Here is a 24,936-nt window from a genome sequence, read left to right as displayed (position 1 = left end):
ATGTCTTTGTTTTTGCGCAATTCCAGACGGAAAACCGTTTCACGCTTTCCTGGAATTGCTCTCCACGCGGCTGGCGTCAAAGCCGAGTGCACTCACGATTTTCGGCGCGGCGATCTGTCTCGGGATCGTCCCTTATATCGAACGCTCATGATTGTCGTCGCCGAGCGGCAGCGCCCGCAATGCCTTGCCGATTGCGGCGGGCGGCGTTCCGGTCTCCTCGGAAAAACGCATCAGCGTCGGCTCGTGGGCAAGGATGAACTGCAGCACGCCGGCCAGGAATCCCGGTTCACCCGCCGCCTGGCGGATGGAATGAGCTTCGATGCCGGTGATCGCCAGGAAGCGGGGGAGAAGTTCCGGATCGGCGGCGACGAAGCCCAGCGCCTTTACGGCAATCGTTTCCGCTTCCTCGCGCATTGACGCTGCGTTTGCCATCGCTACCTTCCTTCGTGGGCGGAATCGTTCTGTTTTCGCAGTAGTGGCAAGTGTCGCCGGCAGCAAGCTCGCCGACCTGGAATCCGAAAGCTTTTTGGGGCGGCCGGTTTCCGTTTCGTCAATCATATTGCCGTATAGTGGGAACAGGTTTGGTGCGTGCCGACAAAGGGGCGCATGACGGCACCCTTCGAGTGGAAGGCCAGCCGGGACGGGAAATCGATGCCAAAGAAGGTTATGATCGTCGAAGACAACGAGCTCAACATGAAGCTCTTTCGCGACCTCATCGAAGCGAGCGGCTACGAGACGGTGCGCACACGCAACGGCCTGGAAGCGCTGGATCTGGCGCGGCAGCACAGGCCGGACCTCATCCTGATGGACATCCAGCTGCCGGAAGTGTCGGGCCTCGAGGTCACCAAATGGCTGAAGGAGGACGATGATCTCCACGTCATCCCGGTCATTGCGGTCACCGCCTTCGCCATGAAGGGCGATGAGGAACGCATCCGCCAGGGGGGCTGCGAAGCCTATATCTCCAAACCGATCTCGGTGCCGCGTTTCATCGAAACCATCAAATCCTACCTGGGCGATGCCTGATGTATTTTTCCAGCCGAGCCGGAGCTTTTGTGAAATGACCGCGCGGATCCTCGTCGTCGACGACATCCCAGCCAATGTCAGGCTGCTGGAGGTCCGGCTGCTCGCCGAATATTTCGAGGTTCTGACCGCCACCAACGGGCCGGATGCGATCGAGATCTGCGAGAACGGCAAGGTCGATGTCGTGCTGCTCGACGTGATGATGCCCGACATGGACGGGTTCGAGGTCTGCCGGCGGCTGAAGGGCGACCCGGCGACATCGCACATCCCGGTCGTGATGATCACCGCGCTCGACCAGGTTTCGGACCGGGTGCGTGGCCTCGAGGCCGGCGCCGACGATTTTTTGACCAAGCCGGTCAACGATCTGCAGCTGATGACGCGCGTGAAGAGCCTGGTCAGGCTGAAGTCGCTGACCGACGAGCTGCGGCTGCGCGCCTCGACGACACGCAATATCGGCATCGAGGAGCTTTTGAGCCGCAACTTCGCTACCGATGACGCGGTGCCGAAGGTGCTGCTGGTCGACGAGCGCAAATCCTCGTTCGAGCGCATCCAGAAGATGCTGCGCGGCAGTGCCGCTCTCGACGTCGCCAACGATCCGCATGCCGGCTTCTTCCAGGCCGCCGAGCTGCCGTATGAATGCGTGATGATCTCGACGGCCTTCGCCGATTTCGACCCGCTGAGGCTCTGCTCGCAATTGCGCTCGCTCGATCGCACCCGTTTCCTGCCGATCATCCTTCTGGCGGACGAGGGCGAGGAGGGGCGTATCATCCGCGGCCTCGAACTCGGCATCAACGACTATCTGATGCGGCCGATCGACCAGCAGGAGCTGACGGCACGGCTGCGCACGCAGGTGCGCCGCAAGCGCTACAACGACCAGCTTCGCGCCAGCGTCACCCAGACCATCGAGATGGCGGTGACCGATGCCCTGACCGGCCTGCACAACCGCCGCTATCTCGACAGCCATCTGCAGACGCTGTTCGACCGCGCCGTGGCACGGCGCCGGCCGCTGTCGGTGATGATCACCGATCTGGACCGCTTCAAGAGCATCAACGACGCGCATGGCCATGACGGCGGCGACGACGTGCTGCGCGAATTCGCGCGGCGGCTGCGCAAGAACGTGCGCGGCATCGATCTAGCCTGCCGCTTCGGTGGCGAGGAGTTCGTTGTGGTGATGCCGGACACGGACGGCGCGGTAGCCGAAAAGGTAGCCGAACGCATTCGCGCCGAAATCGCCCAACTGCCGTTTGCCGTTGGCAGCGAGGGCAAAGCGATCGAAGTCACCGTCAGCGTCGGCGTGTCGTCGGTGCTGAAAGGCGTGGACACGGTCGCGGCGCTGATGAAACGAGCCGACCTCGCGCTCTATGAGGCCAAGAGCGGCGGCCGCAATCGCGTCGTCGCCAAGGCGGCGTAGCACCATAGACGAATTAGCCGGTCAACCCGACAAGGTTACGAATTTACCTTAATCCAAGCGAGTTGCGAGGCTTGGTTAAGAAACTGTTGATTTTCATAAGTTGTTGCGCAAATGTGCAGCCCTTAGACGTAACCGGCACGAGGTCTAGATCGCCGGTTCGACCCAAAGAATACCCCATGATGCTCAGGTCCGCCGCATCTCCTGGGTCCGTGGGGTCGGCTGGCCGGCGCTGGCACATAGTGGCCTCCTCGTACCGCTGCCAAACGCCGGCCGGCCCCCAATTTTCAAAACACATCAGGATTCTGCGCCAAAACCCGGAAAACGCTTTGGTTTTGTTGCGGCAGCGACAGCGCCCTTTGAAATAGCCGGCTGGGCAGAGCGTATGCGCCCGCAGTCGGTTGACAGGGCCTGTCTTCTATGCAGAAATTGGTTGGACCATTGAGCCATTTGGTGACCCGTTGGCATGACCGAATTCGGCCTTTCCCCCATACAGGCAACTGCTCGCGACGACGCGGTGCTCAAGGCGCTGGCCGGCTTTGTAATGCGGGAAGCTCTGGGGCCCGGCCAGAGACTGCCGACCGAACGCATCCTGGCCGAGCGCCTCAAGGTGAGCCGCAACACCGTGCGCGAGGCGCTGACGCGCTGGGAAGGGCTCGGCCTGGTCGAACGGCGGCAAGGCAGCGGCACCTATCTCAAGGGAGTGGTCTCGCTGGACATGCTGCACATGCCGCTGACACTGGCCGGCGGCAATGATTTCACCAGCCTGATGCAGACGCTGGAAATCCGCCGGGCACTGGAAGCGGAAGCCGCCGCCCTGTGCGCCGTTCGCGCGGACCAGGCCGAGATCGCCGAGATCGGGCGCAAGCTCGACATTATGGAGCAGGCCTTCCACATGCGCGCCGGCATGTCGGCGGAGGAGGACTGGGAATTCCACCAGTCGATCTACCGCAGTTCCGGCAATCCGCTCTTCGAGCAGATCATCGCCGCCATGCACGAACTGTTCCACCGTTTCTGGGAACATCCGCTCGGCGTGCGTGATTTCGGCCACGCCAGCTTTCCTTACCACCGCACCATCTACGAACGCATTGCCGCGCACGATCCGGAGGGGGCCCGGGCCGAGGCGCTCAAGCTGATCGCCACCGTCGAGGACGATCTGAAGCGCGGCGCGGCCAAACTCGAATTTTCAGGCCAGAAATGAGCGATCATCCCGCCGGTTTCGAAAACGACTATCTCGCCGAGGCAGCGACGCTTCTCGCCCATGACGAGCCTTTCCCCGGCGGCGCGGTAGTGCCGCCGATCTACCAGACTTCGCTCTTCACCTTCTCCAATTATACGGAGATGGCCGATACATTCGCCGGCAGGCGACGCCAGCCGATCTATTCGCGCGGCGACAACCCGACGGTCATGGAGTTCGAGGCGCGTGTCGCCGCTCTCGAAGGCGCGGAGGCCGCGCGCGGCTTTTCCAGCGGCATGGCGGCGATCAGCGCCACGGTGCTTGCTTTCGTCGGTGCCGGCGAGCGCATGGTTGTCGTGCGCAATTGCTACGGCGATGCCTACCGTCTGTTTGAACGGCTTTTGCCACGGCTCGACATCAAGGTCGATTATGTCGACGGTTCCGATCCGGACGCGGTCGCGGCAGCACTTCCCGGCGCCAAGCTGCTCTACCTGGAAAGCCCGACGTCGATGATGTTCGAGCTCCAGGACATAACCCACCTGGCGCGGCTGGCCAAAGAGCAGGGCGTCATCACCACAATCGACAATTCCTGGGCGACGCCGGTGTTCCAGAAGCCGATTTCGCACGGTGTCGACCTGGTGCTGCATTCGGCCTCGAAATATCTCGGCGGCCACAGCGATACCGTCGCCGGTGTGGTGGCCGGTTCGGCTGCCCATATCCGACATATCAACGAGCAGACCTATTCCTATCTCGGCGCCAAACTTTCGCCTTTCGAGGCCTGGCTGTTGCTGCGTGGCCTGCGCACATTGCCTCTGCGGTTGCCGCATCACATGAAGAGCGGGCTGACCATCGCCGAGCGGCTGAAAGCGCATGGCCATGTCGAGCGGGTCAACCACCCGGCCTATTCCAACCATCCGGGCAAGGCGACGCTTGCCGGCTATGCCGGGCTGTTCTCATTCGAGGTGACGGAAGACGTCGACATCCCGGCTTTCGTCGATGCGCTGAAACTCTTTCGCATCGGCGTCAGCTGGGGCGGCCATGAGAGCCTGGTCGTTCCAGCAAAGGCCTCGCTCGAGCAGACGCCGGGCCTGAATTCGATGGCGCGCTTCGGCGTCAGCCCGCGAACCATCCGCTTCAGTGTCGGATTGGAAAGTGTCGAAGACCTGTGGGCGGATGTTGCCCAGGCCTTCGACAGAGCAAAAAGATAAAGGAGCCGTTCAAAATGGGAGTGCTGAACATGAAAAAACTGAGCATCCTTCTGGGTGCCGTCGCGGGTCTGGCTATTTCCGCCGGCAGCGTGCTGGCCGATTCCACGGTCAAGATGGTCGAGGTCATCACCAGCCCGCCGCGTACCGAATTCCTCAAGAAACAGATCGCCGAGTTCGAGGCGGCCAATCCGGGTGTCAAGGTCGAGCTGGTATCGCTGCCCTGGGGCCAGGCGTTCGAGAAGTTCCTTACCATGGTGCAGGCCGGCGACACGCCCGACATCGTCGAGATGCCGGAACGCTGGATGGGTCTTTATGCGACCAACGGCCAGCTCGAGGATCTCGGGCCATACATGGCCAAATGGGATGATGCCAAAACGCTGGGCGAGCGTGCCAAGCAGTTCGGCTCGACGGTCGACAACAAGCAGTACATGATCCCTTATGGCTATTACCTGAACGCGCTGTTCTGGAACAAGAAGCTGTTCAAGGAGGCTGGTCTGGACGGTCCGCCGGCGACGCTCGACGAGTTCGTCGAGGACTCCAAGAAGATCTCCGCGATACCGGGCAAATACGGCTACTGCCTGCGCGGCGGCCCTGGCGCCTTCAACGGGATGCACATGTTCATGAACATTGCCGCCGGCAAGGGCGGCTATTTCAACGAGGACGGCACCTCGACCATCAACGAGGAAGGCTCGGTCAAGGGCCTGCAGATGCTCGCCGACATGTACAAGAACGGCCTGGCGCCGAAGGACGCGGTGAGCTGGGGTTTTAACGAGACCGTCACCGGGTTCTATAGCGGCACCTGCGCCATGCTGAACCAAGATCCCGACGCGCTGCTCGGCATCGCCGACAAGATGAGCGCCGACGACTTCGCCGTGGCGCCGATGCCAGTCGGGCCGAGCGGCAAATCCTATCCGACGCTCGGTTATGCCGGCTGGGCGATGTTCGCCAATTCCCAGCACAAGGACGATGCCTGGAAGCTGATGGCAACGCTTTTGTCGCCCAAGGACAATCTGGAATGGGCAAAGGAAGTCGGCGTCATTCCAATCCACAACGGCGCCGACCAGGACGCTCACTTCAGGACCGAGCAGTTCAAAGGCTGGTTCGAGGAACTGAACAACGGCGACAAATACGAGATGGTGACGCCTCCGACGCATCTGGAAAATCTCGGCAATTTCGTCGACCAGGTGGCGATCAAGAATTTTCAGGAAGTGCTGCTTGGTCAGAAGGCGGCAAAGGACGTGGCCGACGAATGGGCCACGTTCCTGACCAAGGAACAGCAGGACTGGATGGCCAAGAACAAGAAATAGCTTTCCTCGCTTCTCCCCGTTCACGCGGAGAAGGTGTCACAAAGTGACGGATGAGGGGCGGCGCCAACCCGTCGTCGCTCGTGTTGCCTCTCATTCTGCCTGCCCGTCCTCCGCAGCAGCTGCGGAGGGTGGACCGGCATCTCCCCGTAAACGGGAAAGGCGCTGTCGCCACCCCATGCTTGCCCCAGGAGACAATCCAGCACCCATGACCTACGCCGTGTCCGAAATACGATCCGTCGGCAGGCCGCGAAAAAAGCGGCTATCCCATGCCGCGATCGAGCCCTGGCTCTATCTCAGCCCGGCGATCGTGCTGCTGGTCGTCGTGCTGCTGGTGCCGCTGGTTATCGGTGTCGGTTACTCGTTCCGCAAATTCTCCGCTTTCAAATCCGAATATGTCGGGCTTGGGCAGTATCAGGCGATGCTGTCGGATCCCGTGCTCGGGCAGGCGCTCGTCAACACGCTGTGGTGGACGGCAGCCAGCCTGTTCTTCCAGTTCTTCCTCGGCCTTGGCCTGGCGCTGCTGCTAGACACGCCGTTCCGGGGCAGAAAGATCGTGCAGGCGGTGGTGTTCCTGCCCTGGGCGGTACCGTCCTTCCTCTCGGGCCTGACCTGGGCCTGGCTGTTCAACCCGATCATCGGGCCGCTGCCGCATTGGCTCTACGCCTCGGGGCTGAAGATCGAGCCAACCAACGTGCTCTCCGATCCCTCGACAGCCATGTGGGGACCGATCGTCGCCAATGTCTGGTTCGGCATTCCCTTTTTTGCCATCACGCTTTTGGCGGCGTTGAAGTCGATCCCGTCAGAACTGCATGAGGCGGCGGCCATCGACGGCGCCTCGCCGTGGCAACGCTTTACCAAGGTGACGCTGCCGTTCCTGGCGCCGACCATCGTCATTACCGTCATGCTGCGCACGATATGGATCGCCACCTTCGCCGACCTGATCTTCGTCATGACCGAAGGCGGGCCTGCCGGTTCGACGGCCACGGTGCCGGTCTACATCTACGTCAGCGCGTTCAAGTCGCTAGACAAGGGCTATGCCTCCGCTGTGGCGGTGCTGCTGCTCGTGCTGCTCATCGTCTATGCGGTTGCGCTGATTGGCATCCGCCGTTCGCTGGTAAGGCACGTCTGATGATTGCCGGACGCTCCGTCTCCTCGCGCGTTCTCGGCGGCATCGGCCTTTACGGCGCGATCGGCGCCTATATGGCCTTCGCGCTGTTCCCGATCTTCTGGACGTTGAAGATCTCGGTCACGCCGGAGCGGCTGCTCTATTCCGAAGGCATCACTTTCTGGCCGTCGCAAACGACGCTGCAGAACTTCGTCACCGTGCTCGAAGCCACCGATTTTCCGCGCTATTTCCTAAACAGCGTTATCGTTTCGGTGTCGACGGCCGCCTTCGTAACGGTCATTGCCACGCTTGCCGGCTATGCCATGTCGCGTTTTTCGTTCCGCGGCAAGGCGACCCTGGCCATCCTGCTTTTGCTCACCCAGACTTTTCCGCTGGTGATGGTCATTCCACCGATCTACCGCATCATGGGGCAGATCGGTCTCATCAACAGCCTGACCGGCCTCGTCATCATCTACACCGCCTTCAATACAGCCTTTGCAACCTTCCTGATGCAGTCGTTCTTCGACGGCATCCCGCGAGACCTGGAAGAGGCAGCGATGATCGACGGCTGCACGCGCCTGCAGGCGATGCGCAAGGTGATCGTGCCGCTGACGCTGCCCGGCATGGGGGCGACGCTTGGCTTCGTCTTTACCGCCGCGTGGAGCGAGTTGCTGTTTGCGCTGATGCTGATTTCCAGCGACGAGCAGAAGACTTTCGCGGTCGGCTTGCTCACCTACATCGGCAAATTCGCGGTCGACTGGGGACAAATGATGGCGGCTTCCATCCTGGCGCTGATCCCCGTCTGCGTCTTCTTTGCCTTCCTGCAACGTTACCTCGTCACCGGCCTTACCGCCGGCGCCGTCAAGGGATAGATCGATGGCCTCCGTCACACTCGACAAAGTCCGCAAAGACTATGGAGCCGTGCGCGTCCTGCACGCGGTCGATCTCGAAATCGCCAACGGCGAGTTCGTGGTCCTGGTCGGCCCGTCCGGCTGCGGGAAATCGACCCTGCTGCGCATGATCGCCGGGCTGGAGGAGGTCTCCGGCGGCGAGATCCATATTGGCGAGCGCCTGGTTAACGACATCGCGCCAAAGGACCGCGACATCGCCATGGTGTTTCAGTCATACGCGCTCTATCCGCATATGGACGTGTCGAAGAACATGGGCTTCAGCCTGATGTTGAGGAAGGCCGGCAAGCCAGCCATCGAAGCAAGGGTGGACGCCGCCGCCAAGCGGCTCGGGCTCGATGCCCTTCTGCAACGCCTGCCGCGGCAATTGTCCGGCGGCCAGCGCCAGCGCGTCGCCATGGGACGGGCCATCGTGCGCGACCCGAAGGTCTTTCTCTTCGACGAGCCGCTTTCGAACCTCGACGCCAAGCTGCGCGTCCACATGCGTGCCGAGATAAAGGCGCTGCACCAGCAATTGAAGACCACTTCGGTCTATGTCACCCATGACCAGACCGAAGCGATGACAATGGCCGACCGTATCGTCGTCATGCATGACGGCCTCGTCCAGCAGGTCGGCGCGCCGCTCGATCTGTACGACCGGCCGGTCAACATGTTCGTCGCCGGGTTCATCGGCTCGCCCGGCATGAATTTTCTGCCTGCCGTGGTTGAAAAGGGCGCCGGGCCGGATGCCATCCTGGCCGACGGCCAGAAGCTGAGGCTGCCCGACGGCCTGCCGCTCAGGGATGGCGATGCGATCACCGTCGGCTTGCGGCCCGAGCATATCCGGCTCGCCGACAATGGCGCGCTGAAAGGCGAGGTGGGCGTGGTGGAGCCGCTCGGCTTGTCGACCCAGTTCTATACCAGGCTTGCCGGCCAGCAGGTCTGCGTGTTTGCCATGGGCCGGGCCAGCGTGAAGCCGGGTGAGGGCGTGCGCCTGTCGGCTGATCCGGCGTCGCTGCATCTGTTCGATCCGGCAAGCGGCGATCGCATCGACTAGAGCGGTTCCGGTTCTCTTGGAACCGGTAACTCGCTCTAATTATCTGTTTTGCCGCATTTATGCGGACGCCAAATGATTCCATTTGGCTGCAAAATGCTCTAGTCCTGAATTCCCGAAACGAAAAACGCCGCCCGGAAGGCGGCGTTTCGGTACTGCGAGAGAAACCCGATTACTTGATCTTGGTTTCCTTGAATTCGACGTGCTTCTTGGCGACCGGGTCATATTTGCGGAACGACAGCTTGTCCGTCTTGGTGCGGCTGTTCTTGCTGGTCACGTAGAAGAAACCGGTGTCAGCGGTCGACAGAAGCTTGATCTTGATGTTTGCGGCTTTGGCCATGATGTTCGTCCGTTAATGTTCGTGGAGTTTTGGCCGCTGGAGCACGGGAAACACCCGGACGCGGGAAACTTGCCGCGACACATAAAGAACGCGCCCGGAAAGTCAACCCTTGTCCAGGTTCATGCGTCTTCCGTGACTGGCAACACCTTCTTCCAATCTCCCGTCGTGTTCCACCAGCGGTTCGGGTTGGCGCGATCGTCGAGACCCTTGGAGCGGCTGGCAAGCAGTGGCTGAATGCGGATCACCGGCTCCTGATAGCTGTGAACCTGGTAAATCGCTTCGACGACGCGAGCGGCGAGCTTCTGATCATCTGGCAGTTCGAACGACACCTCGACAGTCCCAGGCCGCCTGCGCAATTCGGTCTCGGCGCCGGCGGCGGCACCTTCAAGCGGCCGGTAGCGTTCGATGCCGTCCGCCGACTGAAAGGCATTGCTGTCATATTTGCCCATTCTGAGCGGCGCGATCGCGACCACAGCTTCCATGATGCGATCGACATCAGCTGCCGGTGCCTGAAAGGTCACCAGCAGCAGCAATTCCATCCGCAGCGATTTCGTTTCGAAGCCACTATCGATCATCCGAGGTCTCCCTGCTTATGCACTTGGGGGAGCATATACTCGAGCCCTCCTGACACGGTTGTGTCAGTAGTTGGTCAGCAGTGGGAGCGATGTCGGAAGCTGGACCGACTCAGAGGATTTTGCGGAGCAGCCTGGTGCCGACCAGCACGATATAGCACGCGAAGAACAGGCCGAGCGCCCAACCGAAGCCCGACGGCCCGAAAGCGTCCATGCCGATGCCGATTGCCTGCGGGCCAAGCACCATGCCGACGCCGTAGCAGAGCACGAAAGCGGCGTTGGCGGAGGCCAATTCGTGGCCGGAAAGCTGCGAGCCGAGATGCGCCAGGCCGATTGTGTACATGGCAGCGACCACACCGCCCCAGACGAACAGAAGCGCTGCCATCAAATGCCAGTTCTGCGCGAAGAACGGCATGAAGATTGTGCCGGCAAGCCCGACGGTGGCACAGGCCATCAGCAGATAGCGGCGGTCGCTGACGCGGTCGCTGATCATGCCGATCGGGATCTGCAGCAGCACGTTGCCGAGGCCGATCATGGTGAGCAAAAGGGCTGCGTCCGCCTCTGAGTAGCCGATGCGGCTACCATAGACGGGGAACAGCGCAAAGCCGCCGGTCTCGACCGCGCCGAATACCAGCACGGCGGCGGTCGCCGTCGGCACCAGCCAGATATAACGCAGGAAATTGCTGGTTTCGCCGTCCGAGACGATCGTCGGGCTCTCGTTGCGTGCCGCCAGCACCGGTATGGCAGCCAGCGTAACCAGCGCGATGGTGACGCCGAAAGGGAGGAAACCGCTGCTGCCAAGGTGGGCGAACAGCCAAGGCCCGGCAGCAAAGCCGAGAGACAGCACGGTGGCATAGATGCCGAGGACCAGTCCGCGCCGGTGTGGCGGCGCCGAGGTGCTGATCCAGAATTCCGAGAGGATGAACAGCACCGTCAGCGCGATATGCAGCAGGACCCGCAGCGGAAACCACATCCAGAAAGCTGGCGCGAAATGGAAACCGACAAAGGCCAGCGCTCCGGCCGCAATCATGGCAAGCATTGTCCAGGCGACCCCGAACCGCATGGCAAGCGGAGTGGCGAGCGGCGCGCCGGCGATCGAGGCGAGGCCGGCGACCGCGGTGTTGAGGCCGATCATCGACGCGGAGTGGCCGCGTGTTTCAAGGATCACGCTGAGCAGCGGCATGCCGAGCCCGATGGCAATGCCGACGACGCTGATCGACGAGATCGCCGCGACCATCGGCAGCCAGTGTACGCGTTCCTTGCCCTGCGGCTGGATGTCGACTGTCATGGAATGCCTGGCTGCTCTAGAGAATTTCGCGGACGAAGCGATTGCGGACAAGCCGGTAGAACGGCACGCGACCGCCGGGGCTCAGCAGCGGATCCTGGGCGAGGCGGATTTCCAGTCCCTCCAGGACCGTGCGCGTGATGTCTGGGATATCTGCTTGCCTGGCCTTGGCCAGCGGCAGCCAAACGACGTCCTCCAATTCGTTGGTCGGACCGCCATCCGGCAGTTCCACGGCGACATCGTCGCGCCATGCGGCGAGAAAGCGCGTATCGAACCGGCGCACCCGGTTGGGCGGGGTGATGGCGCGTGCGACGAAGCGCAGCGCTTGCAGTGATGGGATGACGCCGTGCTCGACAAAGCCCTGCCAGTCGCGCTTGGCGGTTGCGAAGACCCCTTTTTGGCCGATCAGCAGGCCGGCCTCCTCATAGGTTTCGCGGATTGCCGACAGGGCAATGGCGCGGGCGCGGGCCGGGCTGGTGCGGCCGATGCCAGCGGTCAATCTCGCTTCTTCGTCGGGATGAAGTGCGGTGGCTGTCGGGATGTGGCTGTCGGCCGGATCGGTGCGGCCGCCCGGAAACACGAATTTTCCCGGCATGAAGGCATGACGGGCGTGGCGGCGGCCCATCAGCACCAGGATCTCGTCGCCCTTGCCGTCGAGCAGGATCAGCGTCGCGGCGTCGCGCGGGCGTATAGGCTTGGCGTCGAGCGCGACCCGCTCAACCTTGTCGACTTCCGCCTTGGTCACAACGTCCATGCGCTCGACCTAGCGGAATCTTCTCCGATGCGAAAGTGGCGTCCAGCCATGCCGATTGCGCCAGCCTCGGTTTCAAGCCTCGGGATGCGACTCGATCAGATCTTCGTCACCGCCAAAGCCGTGCATATAAAACGCCCATTGCAAGCCGATGACAGCGCCCTTGACTGGCTGCAGCAGGACGACGGCGAGAATGATGGTCAATGGCACCCAGATGGCGATGTGCTGCCAGGTCGACAGCGTCGAGGTCGCCTCCACACCCATGAAAGCGCCAAGCACGATGTGGCCGACAATGACCACCACAAGATAGGCCGGCAGGTCGTCGGCGCGATGGTGGTGGAGCTCCTCGCCGCAACGACCGCATTTGTCGACGGTCTTGACGAAGGCGCGAAACAGCTTGCCCTCGCCGCAATGCGGGCAGCGGCCGAGCATGCCGCGCTTCATTGCCGTCCATAGCGGCCGGGCGGTCCGGCCCGAGTGATGTTCGCCGCCGAAAACCCGTTCTTCCACCTGCAGTTCTGTTGGCATTACCGTCTCCTGCCGCGGGAGCCTGGACGCGATTGCGACGCCCGGGCGCGGCCTTTGGCCTTGTGAAACGACCGTTTGGAGCCGGGCAGCGGCTTTGGCTCGGTCAGCATCTCGAAACGCATCGCGCCGGCCATCGGCGCCACCTCGATCAGGCGAACCTCGACGCGATCAGCAAGCTGATAGCCCTTGCCGGTGCGTTCTCCGAAAAGCGATCGAGCAGTTTCGTCGTATATATAGTAGTCGCCGCCCAGGGTTGAAACCGGAATGAAGCCATCCGCGCCATACTGCGGCAATTGGACAAACAGGCCCGATTTGGTGACGCCCGAAATACGGGCGTCGAAACGGTCGTCGATGCGCTCGGCGAGATAGGCGGCGATCAGCCGGTCGACCGTGTCGCGCTCGGCAGCCATCGCGCGCCGCTCGGTCGCCGAAATCAGCGCCGAGACCTCTTCCAGCCGCTCCGCCTCGTCCTGCGTCAGGCCCCCCGGACCAAGGCCGAGTGCGGCAATCAGCCCGCGATGCACGATCAGGTCGGCATAGCGACGGATCGGCGAGGTGAAATGCGCGTAGCGCTTCAGGTTGAGGCCGAAATGGCCGATATTGGCGGGCGAATATTCGGCCTGGCTCTGCGAGCGCAGCACCACTTCGTTGACCAGTCCCTCATTGTCGGCGCCGCGCACGCGAGCGAGGATGCCGTTGAACTGGTTCGGCCGCATCTGCGCGCCGCGCGCCAGCGACAGGCCGAGCGTCTGCAGGAATTCACGCAGCGATTCCTGCTTGGCGAGCGAAGGCGCGTCGTGGATGCGATAGACCAGCGCCTGCCGCTTCGCCTCGAGTGTCTCGGCGGCGGCGACATTGGCCTGGATCATGAACTCTTCGATCAGCTTGTGCGCGTCGAGCCGCTCCGGCACGACGACCTTGTCGACGGTGCCGTCCTGCTTGAGCAGGATCTTGCGCTCGGGCAGATCGAGTTCAAGCGGCTGGCGCGTGTCGCGGCCGCGCTTCAGGATCCCGTAGGCGTCCCATAGCGGCTTCAGCACCGAATCGAGAATCGGGCCAGTCGTGTCGTCCGGTGCGCCGTCGATCGCCGCTTGCGCCTGCTGATAGGCGAGTTTCGCCGCCGACTTCATCATGACGCGATGGAACGAGTGTCTGAGTTTGTGGCCGTCGGCCGAAAAAGTCATACGCACCGCTATCGCCGGACGATCCTGGCCCTCGCGCAGTGAACAGAGGTCGTTCGAGATGCGCTCCGGCAGCATCGGCACGACGCGGTCGGGGAAATAGACCGAATTGCCGCGCTTCAGCGCTTCGCGATCGAGCGCCGTGCCATAGCGCACGTATGCAGCGACGTCGGCAATGGCGACGGTGACAACCACGCCGCCGGCGTTCTTCTCGTCGGTGTCGGGCATGGCGAACACCGCGTCATCATGATCCTTGGCGTCGGCCGGATCGATGGTGAGCAGCGGCAGCTCGCGCCAATCCTCGCGGCCGGCAAGCGTCGCCGGCTTGACCGCCTCCGCCTCGGCGATGACGTCGGCGGGAAAAATATGCGGAATGTCGTGTGCGTGAATGGCGATCATCGAGACCGCCTTTTCGCTAGTCAGCGAGCCCAACACCGCCAGAACCTTGGCTCTCGGCAGCCCGTAGCGGGAGGCCCGCGCCGGCTCGACCTCGACCAGGTCGCCGTTCTTGGCGCCGTTCTGGAATTCCTTGTCGACGACCAGCTCCGGTTGGCGCCTTTCCACCGGCTCGATGCGGAACGTGCCGTCCTTCAGCACGCGAAAAACGCCGAGAACCGCATCGGTGCGCTTCTCGAATATCTTCATAACCCGGCCGGTATAGGCGGGGCCTGCCGGGTCGTCGGTCGGAAAGGTCTTGGCCAGCACGCGGTCGCCGATACCAGGCGTCGGCCCATTGCCGCCGCGCGACACGCGGATCGCTATGACCGGAGGTTCGCCATTGCCGATCGCTTCGGTCGGGTGCGCCAGCAGCACACCGTCGGCGTCACGGCCGAAGATGTCGAGCACCGCGGCGTGGGGCAGGGCGCCGACACGGGCGAGCCGCTTGCGCTCCTTGGTCAGCAGGCCTTCATCCTGCAGGTCGCGCAAGACGTCCTTCAGCCAGATACGGTCTTCGCCGCGTAGCGCAAACGCCTTGGCGATGTCGCGTTTTCCGGCGCGGCCCGGATTTTCGGCGATGTAACGCAGTATCTCGTCGCGTGACGGCCGGTAATTGTCCCTGACCTTGGCGCGGGTATCGGCGGTGCGCAGATCGCCGTGGCTTCTTCCGGAGACTTTGCGCGCCAACCTGTCCTATCCCTTTTTCCTGGCCGCCGGTTTTTTGGCTGCAGCCGGTTTCTTGGCAGGCGCGGCCGCTTTGCGGAAGGGCTTCCTGGCGCCATTGCCGCCCTTGGCTTCCTTTTCCGCAATGAGCGCAACGGCATCGTCGATCGTCACCGATTGCGGATCCTTGCCCTTCGGCAGCGTCGCATTCACCTTGCCGAAATTCACATAGGGGCCGTATTTGCCGTCGCGCACGACGATCTTGCCGCCGCCGGAAGGATGCTCGCCAAGTTCCTTGAGCGCAGCGGCTGTGCCGCCATTGCGGCCACTTTTGCCCTTCAATTGCTTCTCGGCGATCACCGAGACGGCGCGATTGAGGCCGATCGAGAACACGTCCTCGATGCTGTCGAGATTGGCGTAGGTGCCGTCATGCAGCACGAACGGCCCGTAGCGCCCCAGCCCGGCCGAAATCATCTTGCCGGATTCCGGATGCTTGCCGACGTCGCGCGGCAGCGACAACAAGGCGAGCGCCTTTTCATGATCGATCGAATCGGCAGTCCAGCCCTTGGGCAGGCTGGAGCGCTTGGCATCCTTACCGTCGCCGCGCTGGATATAGGGGCCGAACCGGCCATTGCGCAGCGTGATCTCCTCGGCGGTATAGGGGTCCTTGCCGAGCAATTTGGTGCCGTCTTCGCCACCGCCGTTCTCACCATTGGGATTGGCGGCGTCGCCAAGCTGGCGGGTGAAGGAGCATTCGGGATAGTTCGAACAGCCGACGAAGGCGCCGAACTTGCCGAGCTTCAGCGACAGGTTGCCGGTGCCGCATTTCGGACAGATGCGCGGGTTCGAACCGTCTTCGCGCGCGGGAAACACCAGCGGCGCCAGTTCCTCGTTCAACGCATCGAGGACGTCGGTGACCCGCAGCTCCTTGATGTCGGCGACGGCGCCGGAAAAATCCTTCCAGAAATCGCGCAGCACGTCCTTCCAGGCGAGCTTGCCGTCGGAGATTTCATCGAGTTTCTCCTCGAGCGAAGCGGTGAAGTCGTACTCGACATAACGCTCGAAGAAGCTTTCGAGGAAGGCTGACAATAGCCGGCCCTTGGGCTGTGGCACCAGCTTGCGCTTGTCGATGGTGACGTAATCGCGATCCTCGAGCGTCTTCAGGATCGCCGTATAGGTCGACGGCCGGCCGATGCCCAGCTCTTCCAGCTTCTTGATCAGCGAAGCTTCCGAATAACGCGGCGGCGGCTCGGTGGTGTGCTGGGTGGCGTTGATCGCCTCGCGTGTGAGCTGCTCGCCGGCACGGATCTCGGGCAGGCGGCGGCTTTCCTCGTCTTCCGAATCTTCTTCCTTTTGCTCGATGTAGGCAGCAAGGAAGCCGTCGAAGCGAACAACGGAACCGACAGCACGAAGCTCGGCGGTACGCGAACCGTTGATGGCCTCGATCTCGACCGTGGTGCGCTCTATCTCGGCCGGCTGCATCTGGCTGGCGATGGCGCGTTTCCAGATCATCTCGTAAAGCCGCGCCTGGTCGGCGTCGAGATACTGCCTGACGGAAGCCGGCGTGCGCATGAAATCGGTCGGACGGATCGCTTCGTGCGCCTCCTGGGCATTCTTGGCCTTGGCGGAATAATAGCGCGGCTTTTCAGGCAGGTATTTGGCACCGAATTCCTTGGCGATCGCATCGCGTGCGGCAGAGATCGCCTCGGGTGCCATCTGCACGCCGTCGGTCCGCATATAGGTGATCAGGCCGGTGGTCTCACCGCCGATCTCCATGCCCTCATAGAGCCGCTGCGCCACCTGCATGGTGCGGTTGGCCGAAAAGCCGAGACCCGACGAGGCTGCCTGCTGCAGCGTCGAGGTGGTGAAGGGCGGCCCGGGATTGCGCTTGGTCGGCTTGGCTTCGACCGACGCCGCCTTGAAGCTGGCGCCTTCGAGCATCGCCTTGATGTCGTCGGCCTGCGCCTTGTTGGAAATGTCGAGCTTTTGCAGCTTCTTGCGCTCGAAGGTGGTCAGCCGCGCCTCGAAATTTTCCTTGCGCGGCGTGCCGAGAATGGCGGCGACCTGCCAGTATTCCTCGCGGACGAAGCGTTCGATCTCGGATTCGCGGTCGCAGACCAGACGCAGCGCCACCGACTGGACACGGCCGGCGGACCGGGCGCCGGGCAGTTTGCGCCACAGCACGGGCGACAGCGTGAAGCCGACCAGATAGTCGAGCGCACGGCGGGCGAGATAGGCATCGACCAGCGGCGCATCGATCTGGCGCGGATTGGCCATCGCCTCCAGCACCGACGCCTTGGTAATGGCGTTGAAGACGACGCGGCTGACCGGCTTGTCCTTCAACGCGCGCTTTTGCTTCAGCACTTCCAGGACATGCCAGGAGATCGCTTCGCCCTCGCGGTCCGGATCGGTGGCGAGGATCAGCCCGTCGGCGTCCTTGACCGCCTTGGCGATATCGGCGAGACGCTTTCCAGACGCGGTGTCGACGGCCCAGGACATGGCAAAGTCCTCATCCGGACGCACCGAGCCATCCTTGGCCGGCAGATCGCGGACATGGCCGAACGAAGCCAGAACCTTGTAGTTCTTGCCGAGGTACTTGTTGATTGTCTTCGCCTTGGCCGGCGATTCGACGACGACGACGTCCATACGGTCTCATATCAGTTGTGATGCGGCAGAAGAATTCCGCTGCGCGCGACGAAATCTCGTTCAATGTGTCGCTCACATGGCCGCGCTTTTGCATCCGGTCAAGGCCAAGCAGTCAAAATGCGGCCCTGCACCGAATGCGCAACCCAGCGGCGCGCCATGCGATTTCCGCAATCCTGGACAAGGGAAATGAGCAGCCTATCGCTGGACAACACCCGGCAATTGATCCTGGAGAACGGGACAAACTCTCCCGCGGATATAAGAGAAACATCGAGCACGCGCCAGCCCCGCTTGAACAGATGCTGTGAAGCGCGCAATCGGTAGCCCGGCATTTGCCCGGATAGTTGCAAGGAATTGGCGTGCTGAAAAGTCGGCCGCCGGGGCGGTTGGGTCAAGCTCCCAGCGACCAGCCGTGTTACCGCCTGTTACAGCGGATCAGAAGCTCAAGGCTTAGTCGGCCTTGGCGATATGCCAGACGCCGCCGACGCCCTCGCCGGTGACGTCGCCGGCCTTCTTGTCCTTGATGAACGTGTAGAGCGGCTTGCCTTCGTAGGCCCACATCCTGGTGCCGTCGGTGCGGTCGACGATCGTCCATTCGCCCTCGGCCTTGGCGTTGGCGTCAGCCTTCAGCGGCGGCCAATTGGCGGCGCATTTGTCGTAACAGTTCGACTTGCCGGCCTCGTCCTTGTCGTAGGTGTAGAGCGTCATGCCGCTGGCGTCGGTGTAGATCTTGGTGCCGCCGACCTCCGCTTCCTTCCACGCCTCGGCGGCTAAGGATCCGGCAGTGCCGAGCAAAAGCGCCGCCATGCCAATTGCGATCGTTTTCATGGACTTCTCCCTGAATGTTCGAAAAGCGCGCGGAACCGCGACTTCTTCTGATCAACGCTGCCCGGCTGCCCTTTCTTCCCGCGCTGTTCTCCATTGATCCAGGCGACGGCGTCGACTTGCTACCCAATCTGATGGGGGCCACGCGATGGTGATTGGCGGACGGACGTTGTCGCGGCTATATGGCTGCGCAGTCATCTGGAGATGGAAATGGCGTTGGACGTCGGCTATGTCAGTGCGATCGGGGCGGGAGCAATTTCGTTCCTGTCCCCCTGCGTGCTGCCACTGGTGCCGCCTTACCTGTGCTATATGGCCGGCGTGTCCGTCGACGATTTCCGCGGCGAAGCCGGCATTACGGCAAAGGCCGGTGTGCGAGGCGCGCTGGTTAATTCCTCCATCGCCTTCGTGCTCGGCTTCTCGACCGTCTTCGTCGCGCTTGGCGCTGGCGCCTCGACCATCGGCCATTTGTTACGGGTCTGGCAGGAGCCGCTGGCAATGGTGGCCGGTGTGCTGATCATCCTGATGGGGCTGAATTTCCTCGGCGTACTGCGTATCCCTTTGCTTTCACGCGAGGCGCGCTTCCAGTCGCAAGGCAAGCCGGCCAGCTTGATCGCCGCTTACGTCATGGGCTTGGCCTTCGCCTTTGGCTGGACACCCTGTATCGGCCCGGTGCTGGGGCCGATCCTGACGCTTGCCGGCGGCCGCGAGACGGTGGGCGAGGGCGCGTTGCTGCTTGCCGCCTACTCGCTCGGCCTCGGTATTCCGTTCCTGATCGCTGCGCTGTTTTCCGGCGCCTTCATGCGCTTTCTCTCGAAATTCCGCCTCCATCTCGGCCGCGTCGAAAAAGCCATCGGCGCGCTGCTGGTGGTCGCCGGCGTGTTTTTCCTGACCGGCGGCGTGCAGACGATGTCATATTGGCTGCTCGAGAATTTTCCGGTGCTGGGGCAATTGGGCTAGGTTTGTAGCCCGACGTGGTCTGTTCAGCCTTCGAAATAGCCCGGCTGGTCGATATCAGCGATCAGCCCAGGTCCGCTCGGCTGCCACCCCAGCAGCGCGCGAGTCCGTTCGCTCGAGGTCGGGACATCCATCGCCGCGAACATCGCGAACCAGCCAAAATGATCGGCGGCTTCTTCCGCAGACTTGGCGAGGACCGGCACGTTCAGGCGCCGGCCGATCACGCCGGCGATGTCCTTGAACGGCACGCCTTCTTCGGCGATCGCGTGATATCGCCCGCCACCGGCTCCATGCTCGAGCGCAAGCCGGTAGACGCGGGCGGCATCGAACCGATGCACGGCAGGCCAGCGATTGAGCCCTTCGCCGATATAGGCCGACACGCCCTTCCTACGAGCGAGGTCGATGAGAATAGGAACAAAGGCGTGGTCGCCCTGGCCATGGACCGACGGAGGAAGGCGGACAACCGATGCGCGCACCCCGCGTGCCGCCAGCGCGGCGGCTGTCGCTTCGGAGGCGCGGGGATAGGAAGCGGACGAGGGGACAGGCGCATCTTGCTCCGTCGCGATACGGGCCCGCGCCTGGAGCGCGGTCCCCGAGGTGACGAGCAGGAGGCGCTCGGAGCCTTCGAGCGCTCCGCCCATCACCTCGATGGCACGCCGGTCCATCTCGCAGTTTTGCGCGAACTTCGAGAAGTCATGGTTGAACCCGGTGTGGATAACCGCATCGGCGGCTGCCGCGCCCCTGCGCAGGCTCTCCACGTCTTCGAGGTCGCCTCGATGCACCTCGGCTCCAGTGGCGGCGAGCGACTTGGCCGATGCCTCCGAGCGGGCGAGGCCGAGCACCTGATGGCCGGCGCCGATGAGTTCTTGAACGACGGCAGAACCGACGAATCCGGTCGCTCCGGTAACGAAAACACGCATCACGACTTGTCCTTGTTCGTTTCTGACCACGACCATTTTCGCGGCCCGGTGACGTCGTGATAGGCGCTTGAGAAAATACGATCTATGCGGTAAGTCCGAATTATCTTCGCAATCGTCCGGAATGACACGTGGATCCTCTTTCAGATGTGCTCTCGCTGCTGAAGCCGCGAAACTATATGTCGGCCGGCTTCGATGCAGGTGGTGAATGGTCGATCCAGTTCCCCGACCAGCAGCAAAGCATTAAGACCGGAGCGGTGGTCTCCGGCCGGTGCTGGCTGTCAGTAGAGGGCGTTGCCGACGCAGTGCGCCTTGAGACGGGGGACTGCTTCCTGTTGCCGAGTGGGCGGCCTTTCCGCCTTGCAAGCGACATGAGTTTGTCGCCTGTTGAAGCCGTCAAGATTTTTCCGCCTGCGCGAGCCGGCGGTGTTGTGACCCACAATGGCGGCGGTGATTTCTTTCTGGTCAGCAGCCGCTTCGCGCTTGGCGGCAATCATGCCGGCATCCTGTTGCGGATGCTGCCAGCCATTGTGCATATCCGCAAAGAGTCGGACAAGTCGGCCCTGCGCTGGTCGGTGGAGCGGATGATGCAGGAGCTGCGCGAGCCACAACCGGGCGGCTTTCTGGTGATCCAGCACCTTGCTCACATGATGCTGGTTCAGGCGTTGCGGCTGCATCTTTCAGAAGGATTGAAAGGTGGCGTCGGCTGGCTCTTTGCCCTCTCGGACAAACAGATGGGCGCGGCGATCAGCGCCATGCATGAGAATCCGGCGCATGGCTGGACGTTACAGGAACTGGCGGAACGGGCCGGCATGTCGCGATCGACCTTTGCGCTCAGATTCAAGGAGACGGTCGGCGCGTCGCCGATGGACTATTTGACGCGCTGGCGAATGCTGCTGGCCGGGGATCGGCTGACGAATTCCAGCGATCCCGTCGCCGTCATCGCGCTGTCGCTCGGCTACGAATCCGAAAGCGCCTTCAGCACTGCTTTCAAGCGGGTCATGAACTGTTCGCCACGGCAATACGGCCGTGGCCGAGCCCCCAGCTTCGCATCACGCAACGAGGCGGAAGCCGCCTGAGCCGATCGGCCTGAGCGTGCCGCGGGTTGGAGGTTCCACCGTCTCACCGGAATTTAACCGCATTGGTGCAGCATGGCGCCGGTGCTACTAACGCTCCGATTCCAGATCCCTTTCAACGGTTGCTGTCCCCATGAGCCAGAGATCCTGCCTGTCCATCATCCTCGCTGCCGGCGAAGGCACGCGCATGAAGAGTGCCGTGCCGAAAGTGCTGCACACAATCGCCGGCCTGCCAATGGTTGCCCATGTCGTCAAGGCGGCCGAAGCCGCCGGCAGCGGCGATGTGGCGCTGGTGATCGGCCATGGCGCCGATGACATGCGCAAGGCCGCACTCAAGTTTGCGCCCAAGGCCGAAGCTTTCGTCCAGGAGAAACGTCTTGGCACCGCGCACGCCGTGCTTGCCGCGCGCGCAGCAATATCAAAGGGGTATGACGACATCCTGGTGATGTTTGGCGACACGCCGTTGATCGATCCAGAAGCGCTCGCGGCGGCGCGGCTGAAGCTGGCCGAAGGTACGGCCGTCGTCGTGGTCGGCTTCCGTACGGAAAATCCTTCGGGCTACGGCCGGCTTATCGAAAAGGCCGGCAAGCTCGTGGCCATCCGCGAGGAGAAGGACTGCTCGGACGAGGAGAAGAAAATCACCTTCTGCAATGGCGGGCTGATGGCGGTCGCCGGCAGGCACGCGCTGAAGCTGCTCGATCAAGTCGGCAGCAAGAACGCCAAGGGTGAGTATTATCTCACCGACATCGTCGAGATCGCCGCTGCGCAGGGACTTGATGTCGTAGCCACCGAAGCCAGTTTCGAGAATGCGCTCGGCATCAACAACCGTGCCGAGCTTGCCCAGGCGGAAGGTATCTGGCAGGCGCGTCGACGGCAGGAAGCGATGCTTTCCGGGGTGACACTGGTTGCGCCCGAAACCGTGTTCTTCTCGCACGACACCGAGATCGGCGCCGACACGATTGTCGAGCCCAATGTTTGGTTCGGCCCAGGCGTGAAAATCGCGACGGGCGCCAAGATCCATGCCTTCAGCCATATCGAAGGCGCCACTATCGCGTCGAATTGCGATGTCGGGCCGTTCGCGCGGCTGCGGCCCGGGGCCGATCTGAGAAACAAAGCCAAGGTCGGCAATTTCTGCGAGGTGAAGCAGGCGATCGTCGAGGAGGGCGCCAAGGTCAACCATCTGACCTATATCGGCGATGCCCGCATCGGCGCAGGCGCCAATATTGGCGCCGGCACCATCACGTGCAATTATGACGGTTATTCGAAATTCTTCACCGATATCGGCGAGGGTGCCTTCATCGGCTCGAACTCCTCGCTGGTGGCACCGGTGTCGATCGGCAAGGACGGCTACATCGCCTCAGGCAGCGTCATCACCGAAAGCGTACCCGACGATGCGCTGGCCTTCGGTCGCGCCCGTCAGCGGACTCTACCCGGCAAGGGCAAGGAGTTGCGCGAACGGTTTGCTTCGGCCGCGGCGGCCCGCAAAAAAGGGTAGGCGCGACGAGCGGGATCATGTCTTTGACTGATTTCTGGAGCCGTTGGGCCGAGATAGGATACAGAAGCGGAGAAACTGAGCAATTGCAGTAACCGGATTGCAAGTGCGCCCTGTCATGGTGCATCTGTGCAGGATAGTCCGGCTGATACCGGACGAAATGGAATGTGATTTTTCGCGACAGCCCGGCAGTCTCTAAATGGCGCCGGGTTTGAGGTCGGAATCGGGGGCAGGCGCGATGTGCGGTATCGTTGGAATTGTCGGTAACTCGCCGGTCGCGCCGCTTATCGTCGATGCGTTGAAAAGGCTCGAATATCGCGGCTATGACTCGGCCGGCGTCGCCACGATCGAGCACGGCAGGCTTGACCGCCGCCGCGCCGAGGGCAAGCTGGTCAATCTCGAGCGCCGGCTGAAGGATGAACCGCTCGACGGCATGATCGGCATCGGCCACACGCGCTGGGCCACGCATGGCGTTCCGAACGAGAGCAATGCGCATCCGCATTTTTCCGACGGCGTCGCAATCGTCCATAACGGCATAATCGAGAATTTCGCCGAATTGCGCGACGAGCTGATGCGCGACGGCTACAGCTTCGCCTCACAGACCGATACCGAAGTCGTCGCGCATCTGGTGGCGCGCGAACTGGCCAGGGGGCTGAAGCCGGTCGAGGCGGCGCATAAGGCGCTGAAGCGGCTAGAAGGCGCCTTTGCGCTCGCCATCATGTTCAAGGGCGACGAGGATTTGATCGTCGGCGCGCGCAATGGCCCGCCGCTCGCCGTCGGTCACGGCGACGGCCAGATGTTCCTTGGCTCCGACGCCATCGCGCTTGCCCCGTTCACCAATTCGATCACCTATCTGGAAGACGGCGACTGGGCGGTAGTGCGCCGCAACGAGGTCGATATTTTCGACATGGGCGGCAACAAGGTCGACCGCAAACGCCAACAGTCGCTCAGCACGAGCTTCATGGTCGACAAAGGCAACCGCCGCCATTTCATGGAAAAGGAAATCCATGAGCAGCCGGAAGTGATCTCGCACACGCTGGCGCATTATGTCGATTTCGTCGGTGGCGCCTCGAAGCCGCTCGCTCTGCCGTTCGATTTCGCCAAGATCGACCGGCTGGCGATTTCGGCCTGCGGCACCGCCTATCTCGCCGGGCTGATCAGCAAATACTGGTTCGAGCGCTATGCGCGGCTGCCGGTCGACATCGATGTCGCTTCGGAGTTCCGCTACCGCGAGATGCCGCTGTCGAAGAACGATGCCGCTTTCTTCATCTCGCAATCGGGTGAGACCGCCGACACGCTGGCATCGCTGCGCTACTGCCGCAAGGCTGGCATGAAGATCGGCGCGGTCGTCAATGTGCGCGAATCGACCATGGCGCGCGAATCCGACGTCATCCTGCCGACATTGGCCGGCCCGGAGATCGGCGTTGCCTCGACCAAGGCGTTCACCTGCCAACTTTCCGTGCTGGCCTCGCTGGCGGTGCGGGCCGGCGTGGCGCGCGGAACGATTTCGCATGAGCACGAGAAAACGCTGATACGCGAGCTGTCGGAAGCGCCGCGTTATGCGAACCAGGTGCTAAAGCTCGACGGGCAGATCGAAAAGATCGCGCGCGACCTCTCGCACTACAAGAATGTGCTTTATCTCGGCCGGGACACCAATTTTCCGCTGGCCATGGAAGGTGCGCTGAAGCTCAAGGAGATCTCCTATATCCATGCCGAAGGCTATGCTGCCGGCGAGCTGAAACACGGCCCGATCGCGCTGATCGACGAGAACATGCCCGTCATCGTCATCGCCCCGCATGACCGCATCTTCGAAAAGACCGTGTCGAACATGCAGGAGGTGGCCGCGCGCGGCGGCAAGATCATCCTGATCACTGACGGCAAGGGCGCGGCGCACGCTACGGTGAAGACGATGGAGACGATCGTTTTGCCGGACGTGCCGGAAATCATCTCGCCGATCATCTACGCGCTGCCGATCCAGATGCTCGCCTACTTCACCGCCGTGTTCATGGGTACGGACGTCGACCAGCCTCGCAACCTGGCGAAATCGGTAACGGTGGAATAGGTCTCGTTTAAAAACTTCGCCATTCCAAAGCGCCTTCCGGTTC

At 62.4% G+C, this 24,936-nt stretch carries 23 protein-coding genes; 13 read left to right on the top strand and 10 right to left on the bottom strand.

The window, feature by feature from the left end; translation table 11 throughout:
* Window positions 1-132 precede the first annotated feature (132 nt).
* On the bottom strand, window positions 133-432 hold the full coding sequence (locus NKH78_RS15975) for a DUF3572 domain-containing protein (protein ID WP_254820136.1): 300 nt from the start codon (window positions 430-432) through the stop codon (window positions 133-135).
* A 174-nt stretch (window positions 433-606) separates the two neighbouring features.
* Between NKH78_RS15975 and NKH78_RS15970 the strand changes: the two genes are divergently transcribed.
* The 8 genes from NKH78_RS15970 (at window position 607) to NKH78_RS15935 (ending at window position 9,169) form a co-directional block, all read left to right on the top strand.
* Window positions 607-1,023, top strand: a complete 417-nt coding sequence (locus tag NKH78_RS15970; protein ID WP_348625950.1) for a response regulator — start codon at window positions 607-609, stop codon at window positions 1,021-1,023.
* Window positions 1,024-1,057: 34 nt separating this feature from the next.
* Window positions 1,058-2,431, top strand: coding sequence for a PleD family two-component system response regulator (locus NKH78_RS15965; protein WP_352650476.1), 1,374 nt, complete (start codon window positions 1,058-1,060; stop codon window positions 2,429-2,431).
* A gap of 463 nt (window positions 2,432-2,894) precedes the next feature.
* On the top strand, window positions 2,895-3,629 hold the full coding sequence (locus NKH78_RS15960) for a FadR/GntR family transcriptional regulator (protein WP_352736651.1): 735 nt from the start codon (window positions 2,895-2,897) through the stop codon (window positions 3,627-3,629).
* Window positions 3,626-4,813, top strand: coding sequence for a PLP-dependent transferase (locus tag NKH78_RS15955; RefSeq protein WP_352736649.1), 1,188 nt, complete (start codon window positions 3,626-3,628; stop codon window positions 4,811-4,813). The genes NKH78_RS15960 and NKH78_RS15955 overlap by 4 nt, the downstream gene beginning before the upstream one ends.
* Before the next feature lie 29 nt (window positions 4,814-4,842).
* Complete coding sequence (locus tag NKH78_RS15950) at window positions 4,843-6,120, top strand: ABC transporter substrate-binding protein (RefSeq protein ID WP_352736648.1); 1,278 nt, start codon at window positions 4,843-4,845, stop codon at window positions 6,118-6,120.
* 205 nt (window positions 6,121-6,325) lie between these two features.
* The gene (locus tag NKH78_RS15945) at window positions 6,326-7,249 is read left to right on the top strand and encodes a carbohydrate ABC transporter permease (RefSeq protein WP_352736646.1); all 924 of its coding nucleotides are present in this window, start codon (window positions 6,326-6,328) and stop codon (window positions 7,247-7,249) included.
* Entirely contained in the window at window positions 7,249-8,097 is an 849-nt protein-coding gene (locus NKH78_RS15940; RefSeq protein WP_352508829.1) for a carbohydrate ABC transporter permease, read from the top strand. Before NKH78_RS15945 ends, NKH78_RS15940 begins: the two co-directional genes overlap by 1 nt.
* A 4-nt stretch (window positions 8,098-8,101) precedes the next feature.
* The gene (locus tag NKH78_RS15935; protein ID WP_352736644.1) at window positions 8,102-9,169 is read left to right on the top strand and encodes an ABC transporter ATP-binding protein; all 1,068 of its coding nucleotides are present in this window, start codon (window positions 8,102-8,104) and stop codon (window positions 9,167-9,169) included.
* Between the two features lie 169 nt (window positions 9,170-9,338).
* Here NKH78_RS15935 and rpmG read toward each other — a convergent pair whose 3' ends face one another.
* The 8 genes from rpmG to NKH78_RS15895 all read right to left on the bottom strand — a co-directional run bounded on the left by rpmG (window position 9,339) and on the right by NKH78_RS15895 (window position 18,395).
* A complete protein-coding gene (rpmG, locus tag NKH78_RS15930; protein ID WP_006201775.1) occupies window positions 9,339-9,506 on the bottom strand; it encodes a 50S ribosomal protein L33 in 168 nt (55 codons plus the stop codon).
* Window positions 9,507-9,625: 119 nt separating this feature from the next.
* Window positions 9,626-10,081, bottom strand: a complete 456-nt coding sequence (locus NKH78_RS15925; RefSeq protein WP_352650484.1) for a YqfO family protein — start codon at window positions 10,079-10,081, stop codon at window positions 9,626-9,628.
* A 109-nt stretch (window positions 10,082-10,190) separates the two neighbouring features.
* On the bottom strand, window positions 10,191-11,366 hold the full coding sequence (locus NKH78_RS15920; RefSeq protein ID WP_254820145.1) for an MFS transporter: 1,176 nt from the start codon (window positions 11,364-11,366) through the stop codon (window positions 10,191-10,193).
* A 16-nt stretch (window positions 11,367-11,382) separates the two neighbouring features.
* Entirely contained in the window at window positions 11,383-12,117 is a 735-nt protein-coding gene (locus NKH78_RS15915) for an NUDIX hydrolase (RefSeq protein ID WP_352706600.1), read from the bottom strand.
* 72 nt (window positions 12,118-12,189) lie between these two features.
* A complete protein-coding gene (locus tag NKH78_RS15910) occupies window positions 12,190-12,642 on the bottom strand; it encodes a DUF983 domain-containing protein (protein ID WP_352706603.1) in 453 nt (150 codons plus the stop codon).
* Complete coding sequence (rnr, locus tag NKH78_RS15905) at window positions 12,642-14,948, bottom strand: ribonuclease R (RefSeq protein WP_502899809.1); 2,307 nt, start codon at window positions 14,946-14,948, stop codon at window positions 12,642-12,644. The genes NKH78_RS15910 and rnr overlap by 1 nt, the downstream gene beginning before the upstream one ends.
* A gap of 6 nt (window positions 14,949-14,954) precedes the next feature.
* The gene (topA, locus tag NKH78_RS15900) at window positions 14,955-17,570 is read right to left on the bottom strand and encodes a type I DNA topoisomerase (protein WP_352736642.1); all 2,616 of its coding nucleotides are present in this window, start codon (window positions 17,568-17,570) and stop codon (window positions 14,955-14,957) included.
* 447 nt (window positions 17,571-18,017) lie between these two features.
* Window positions 18,018-18,395 (bottom strand): COG4315 family predicted lipoprotein, encoded by a 378-nt coding sequence (locus tag NKH78_RS15895; protein WP_352508822.1) that lies wholly within the window; start codon window positions 18,393-18,395, stop codon window positions 18,018-18,020.
* Between the two features lie 14 nt (window positions 18,396-18,409).
* Between NKH78_RS15895 and NKH78_RS15890 the strand changes: the two genes are divergently transcribed.
* Both NKH78_RS15890 and NKH78_RS15885 read left to right on the top strand, forming a co-directional pair.
* Window positions 18,410-18,547 carry a hypothetical protein gene (locus NKH78_RS15890; protein ID WP_352508821.1) on the top strand — a complete coding sequence of 46 codons (138 nt, stop codon included), beginning with the start codon at window positions 18,410-18,412 and terminating at the stop codon, window positions 18,545-18,547.
* Window positions 18,548-18,602: 55 nt separating this feature from the next.
* On the top strand, window positions 18,603-19,349 hold the full coding sequence (locus NKH78_RS15885) for a cytochrome c biogenesis CcdA family protein (RefSeq protein WP_352508820.1): 747 nt from the start codon (window positions 18,603-18,605) through the stop codon (window positions 19,347-19,349).
* A gap of 23 nt (window positions 19,350-19,372) precedes the next feature.
* Here the strand turns inward: NKH78_RS15885 and NKH78_RS15880 are convergent, their stop codons facing one another.
* Entirely contained in the window at window positions 19,373-20,266 is an 894-nt protein-coding gene (locus tag NKH78_RS15880) for an SDR family oxidoreductase (protein WP_352691096.1), read from the bottom strand.
* A gap of 128 nt (window positions 20,267-20,394) precedes the next feature.
* On the opposite strand from NKH78_RS15880, the gene NKH78_RS15875 reads away from it, so the two are divergent.
* From NKH78_RS15875 to glmS, 3 genes are all read left to right on the top strand, one after another.
* Window positions 20,395-21,342 carry an AraC family transcriptional regulator gene (locus NKH78_RS15875; RefSeq protein ID WP_352508818.1) on the top strand — a complete coding sequence of 316 codons (948 nt, stop codon included), beginning with the start codon at window positions 20,395-20,397 and terminating at the stop codon, window positions 21,340-21,342.
* Window positions 21,343-21,472: 130 nt separating this feature from the next.
* On the top strand, window positions 21,473-22,834 hold the full coding sequence (gene glmU, locus NKH78_RS15870; RefSeq protein WP_352691099.1) for a bifunctional UDP-N-acetylglucosamine diphosphorylase/glucosamine-1-phosphate N-acetyltransferase GlmU: 1,362 nt from the start codon (window positions 21,473-21,475) through the stop codon (window positions 22,832-22,834).
* Window positions 22,835-23,069: 235 nt separating this feature from the next.
* Entirely contained in the window at window positions 23,070-24,893 is a 1,824-nt protein-coding gene (gene glmS / locus NKH78_RS15865) for a glutamine--fructose-6-phosphate transaminase (isomerizing) (RefSeq protein ID WP_254820154.1), read from the top strand.
* The last annotated feature ends 43 nt before the right edge of the window (window positions 24,894-24,936 follow it).

Source organism: Mesorhizobium sp. M0910 (assembly GCF_040319465.1).
Classification (GTDB): Bacteria; Pseudomonadota; Alphaproteobacteria; order Rhizobiales; family Rhizobiaceae; genus Mesorhizobium.
The sequence above is the reverse complement of the archived record's forward strand: the minus strand, read 5'-3'. Positions and strand labels throughout refer to the sequence as shown.

Excerpts from the sequence above, each read along its gene's own strand:
- NKH78_RS15975 (WP_254820136.1), bottom strand. The coding sequence starts at position 432 with ATGGCAAACGCAGCGTCAATGCGCGAGGAAGCGGAAACGATTGCCGTA.
- NKH78_RS15970 (WP_348625950.1), top strand. The coding sequence starts at position 607 with ATGACGGCACCCTTCGAGTGGAAGGCCAGCCGGGACGGGAAATCGATG.
- NKH78_RS15965 (WP_352650476.1), top strand. The coding sequence starts at position 1,058 with ATGACCGCGCGGATCCTCGTCGTCGACGACATCCCAGCCAATGTCAGG.
- NKH78_RS15960 (WP_352736651.1), top strand. The coding sequence starts at position 2,895 with ATGACCGAATTCGGCCTTTCCCCCATACAGGCAACTGCTCGCGACGAC.
- NKH78_RS15955 (WP_352736649.1), top strand. The coding sequence starts at position 3,626 with ATGAGCGATCATCCCGCCGGTTTCGAAAACGACTATCTCGCCGAGGCA.
- NKH78_RS15950 (WP_352736648.1), top strand. The coding sequence starts at position 4,843 with ATGAAAAAACTGAGCATCCTTCTGGGTGCCGTCGCGGGTCTGGCTATT.
- NKH78_RS15945 (WP_352736646.1), top strand. The coding sequence starts at position 6,326 with ATGACCTACGCCGTGTCCGAAATACGATCCGTCGGCAGGCCGCGAAAA.
- NKH78_RS15940 (WP_352508829.1), top strand. The coding sequence starts at position 7,249 with ATGATTGCCGGACGCTCCGTCTCCTCGCGCGTTCTCGGCGGCATCGGC.
- NKH78_RS15935 (WP_352736644.1), top strand. The coding sequence starts at position 8,102 with ATGGCCTCCGTCACACTCGACAAAGTCCGCAAAGACTATGGAGCCGTG.
- rpmG (WP_006201775.1), bottom strand. The coding sequence starts at position 9,506 with ATGGCCAAAGCCGCAAACATCAAGATCAAGCTTCTGTCGACCGCTGAC.
- NKH78_RS15925 (WP_352650484.1), bottom strand. The coding sequence starts at position 10,081 with ATGATCGATAGTGGCTTCGAAACGAAATCGCTGCGGATGGAATTGCTG.
- NKH78_RS15920 (WP_254820145.1), bottom strand. The coding sequence starts at position 11,366 with ATGACAGTCGACATCCAGCCGCAGGGCAAGGAACGCGTACACTGGCTG.
- NKH78_RS15915 (WP_352706600.1), bottom strand. The coding sequence starts at position 12,117 with ATGGACGTTGTGACCAAGGCGGAAGTCGACAAGGTTGAGCGGGTCGCG.
- NKH78_RS15910 (WP_352706603.1), bottom strand. The coding sequence starts at position 12,642 with ATGCCAACAGAACTGCAGGTGGAAGAACGGGTTTTCGGCGGCGAACAT.
- topA (WP_352736642.1), bottom strand. The coding sequence starts at position 17,570 with ATGGACGTCGTCGTCGTCGAATCGCCGGCCAAGGCGAAGACAATCAAC.
- NKH78_RS15895 (WP_352508822.1), bottom strand. The coding sequence starts at position 18,395 with ATGAAAACGATCGCAATTGGCATGGCGGCGCTTTTGCTCGGCACTGCC.
- NKH78_RS15890 (WP_352508821.1), top strand. The coding sequence starts at position 18,410 with ATGTTCGAAAAGCGCGCGGAACCGCGACTTCTTCTGATCAACGCTGCC.
- NKH78_RS15885 (WP_352508820.1), top strand. The coding sequence starts at position 18,603 with ATGGCGTTGGACGTCGGCTATGTCAGTGCGATCGGGGCGGGAGCAATT.
- NKH78_RS15880 (WP_352691096.1), bottom strand. The coding sequence starts at position 20,266 with ATGCGTGTTTTCGTTACCGGAGCGACCGGATTCGTCGGTTCTGCCGTC.
- glmU (WP_352691099.1), top strand. The coding sequence starts at position 21,473 with ATGAGCCAGAGATCCTGCCTGTCCATCATCCTCGCTGCCGGCGAAGGC.
- glmS (WP_254820154.1), top strand. The coding sequence starts at position 23,070 with ATGTGCGGTATCGTTGGAATTGTCGGTAACTCGCCGGTCGCGCCGCTT.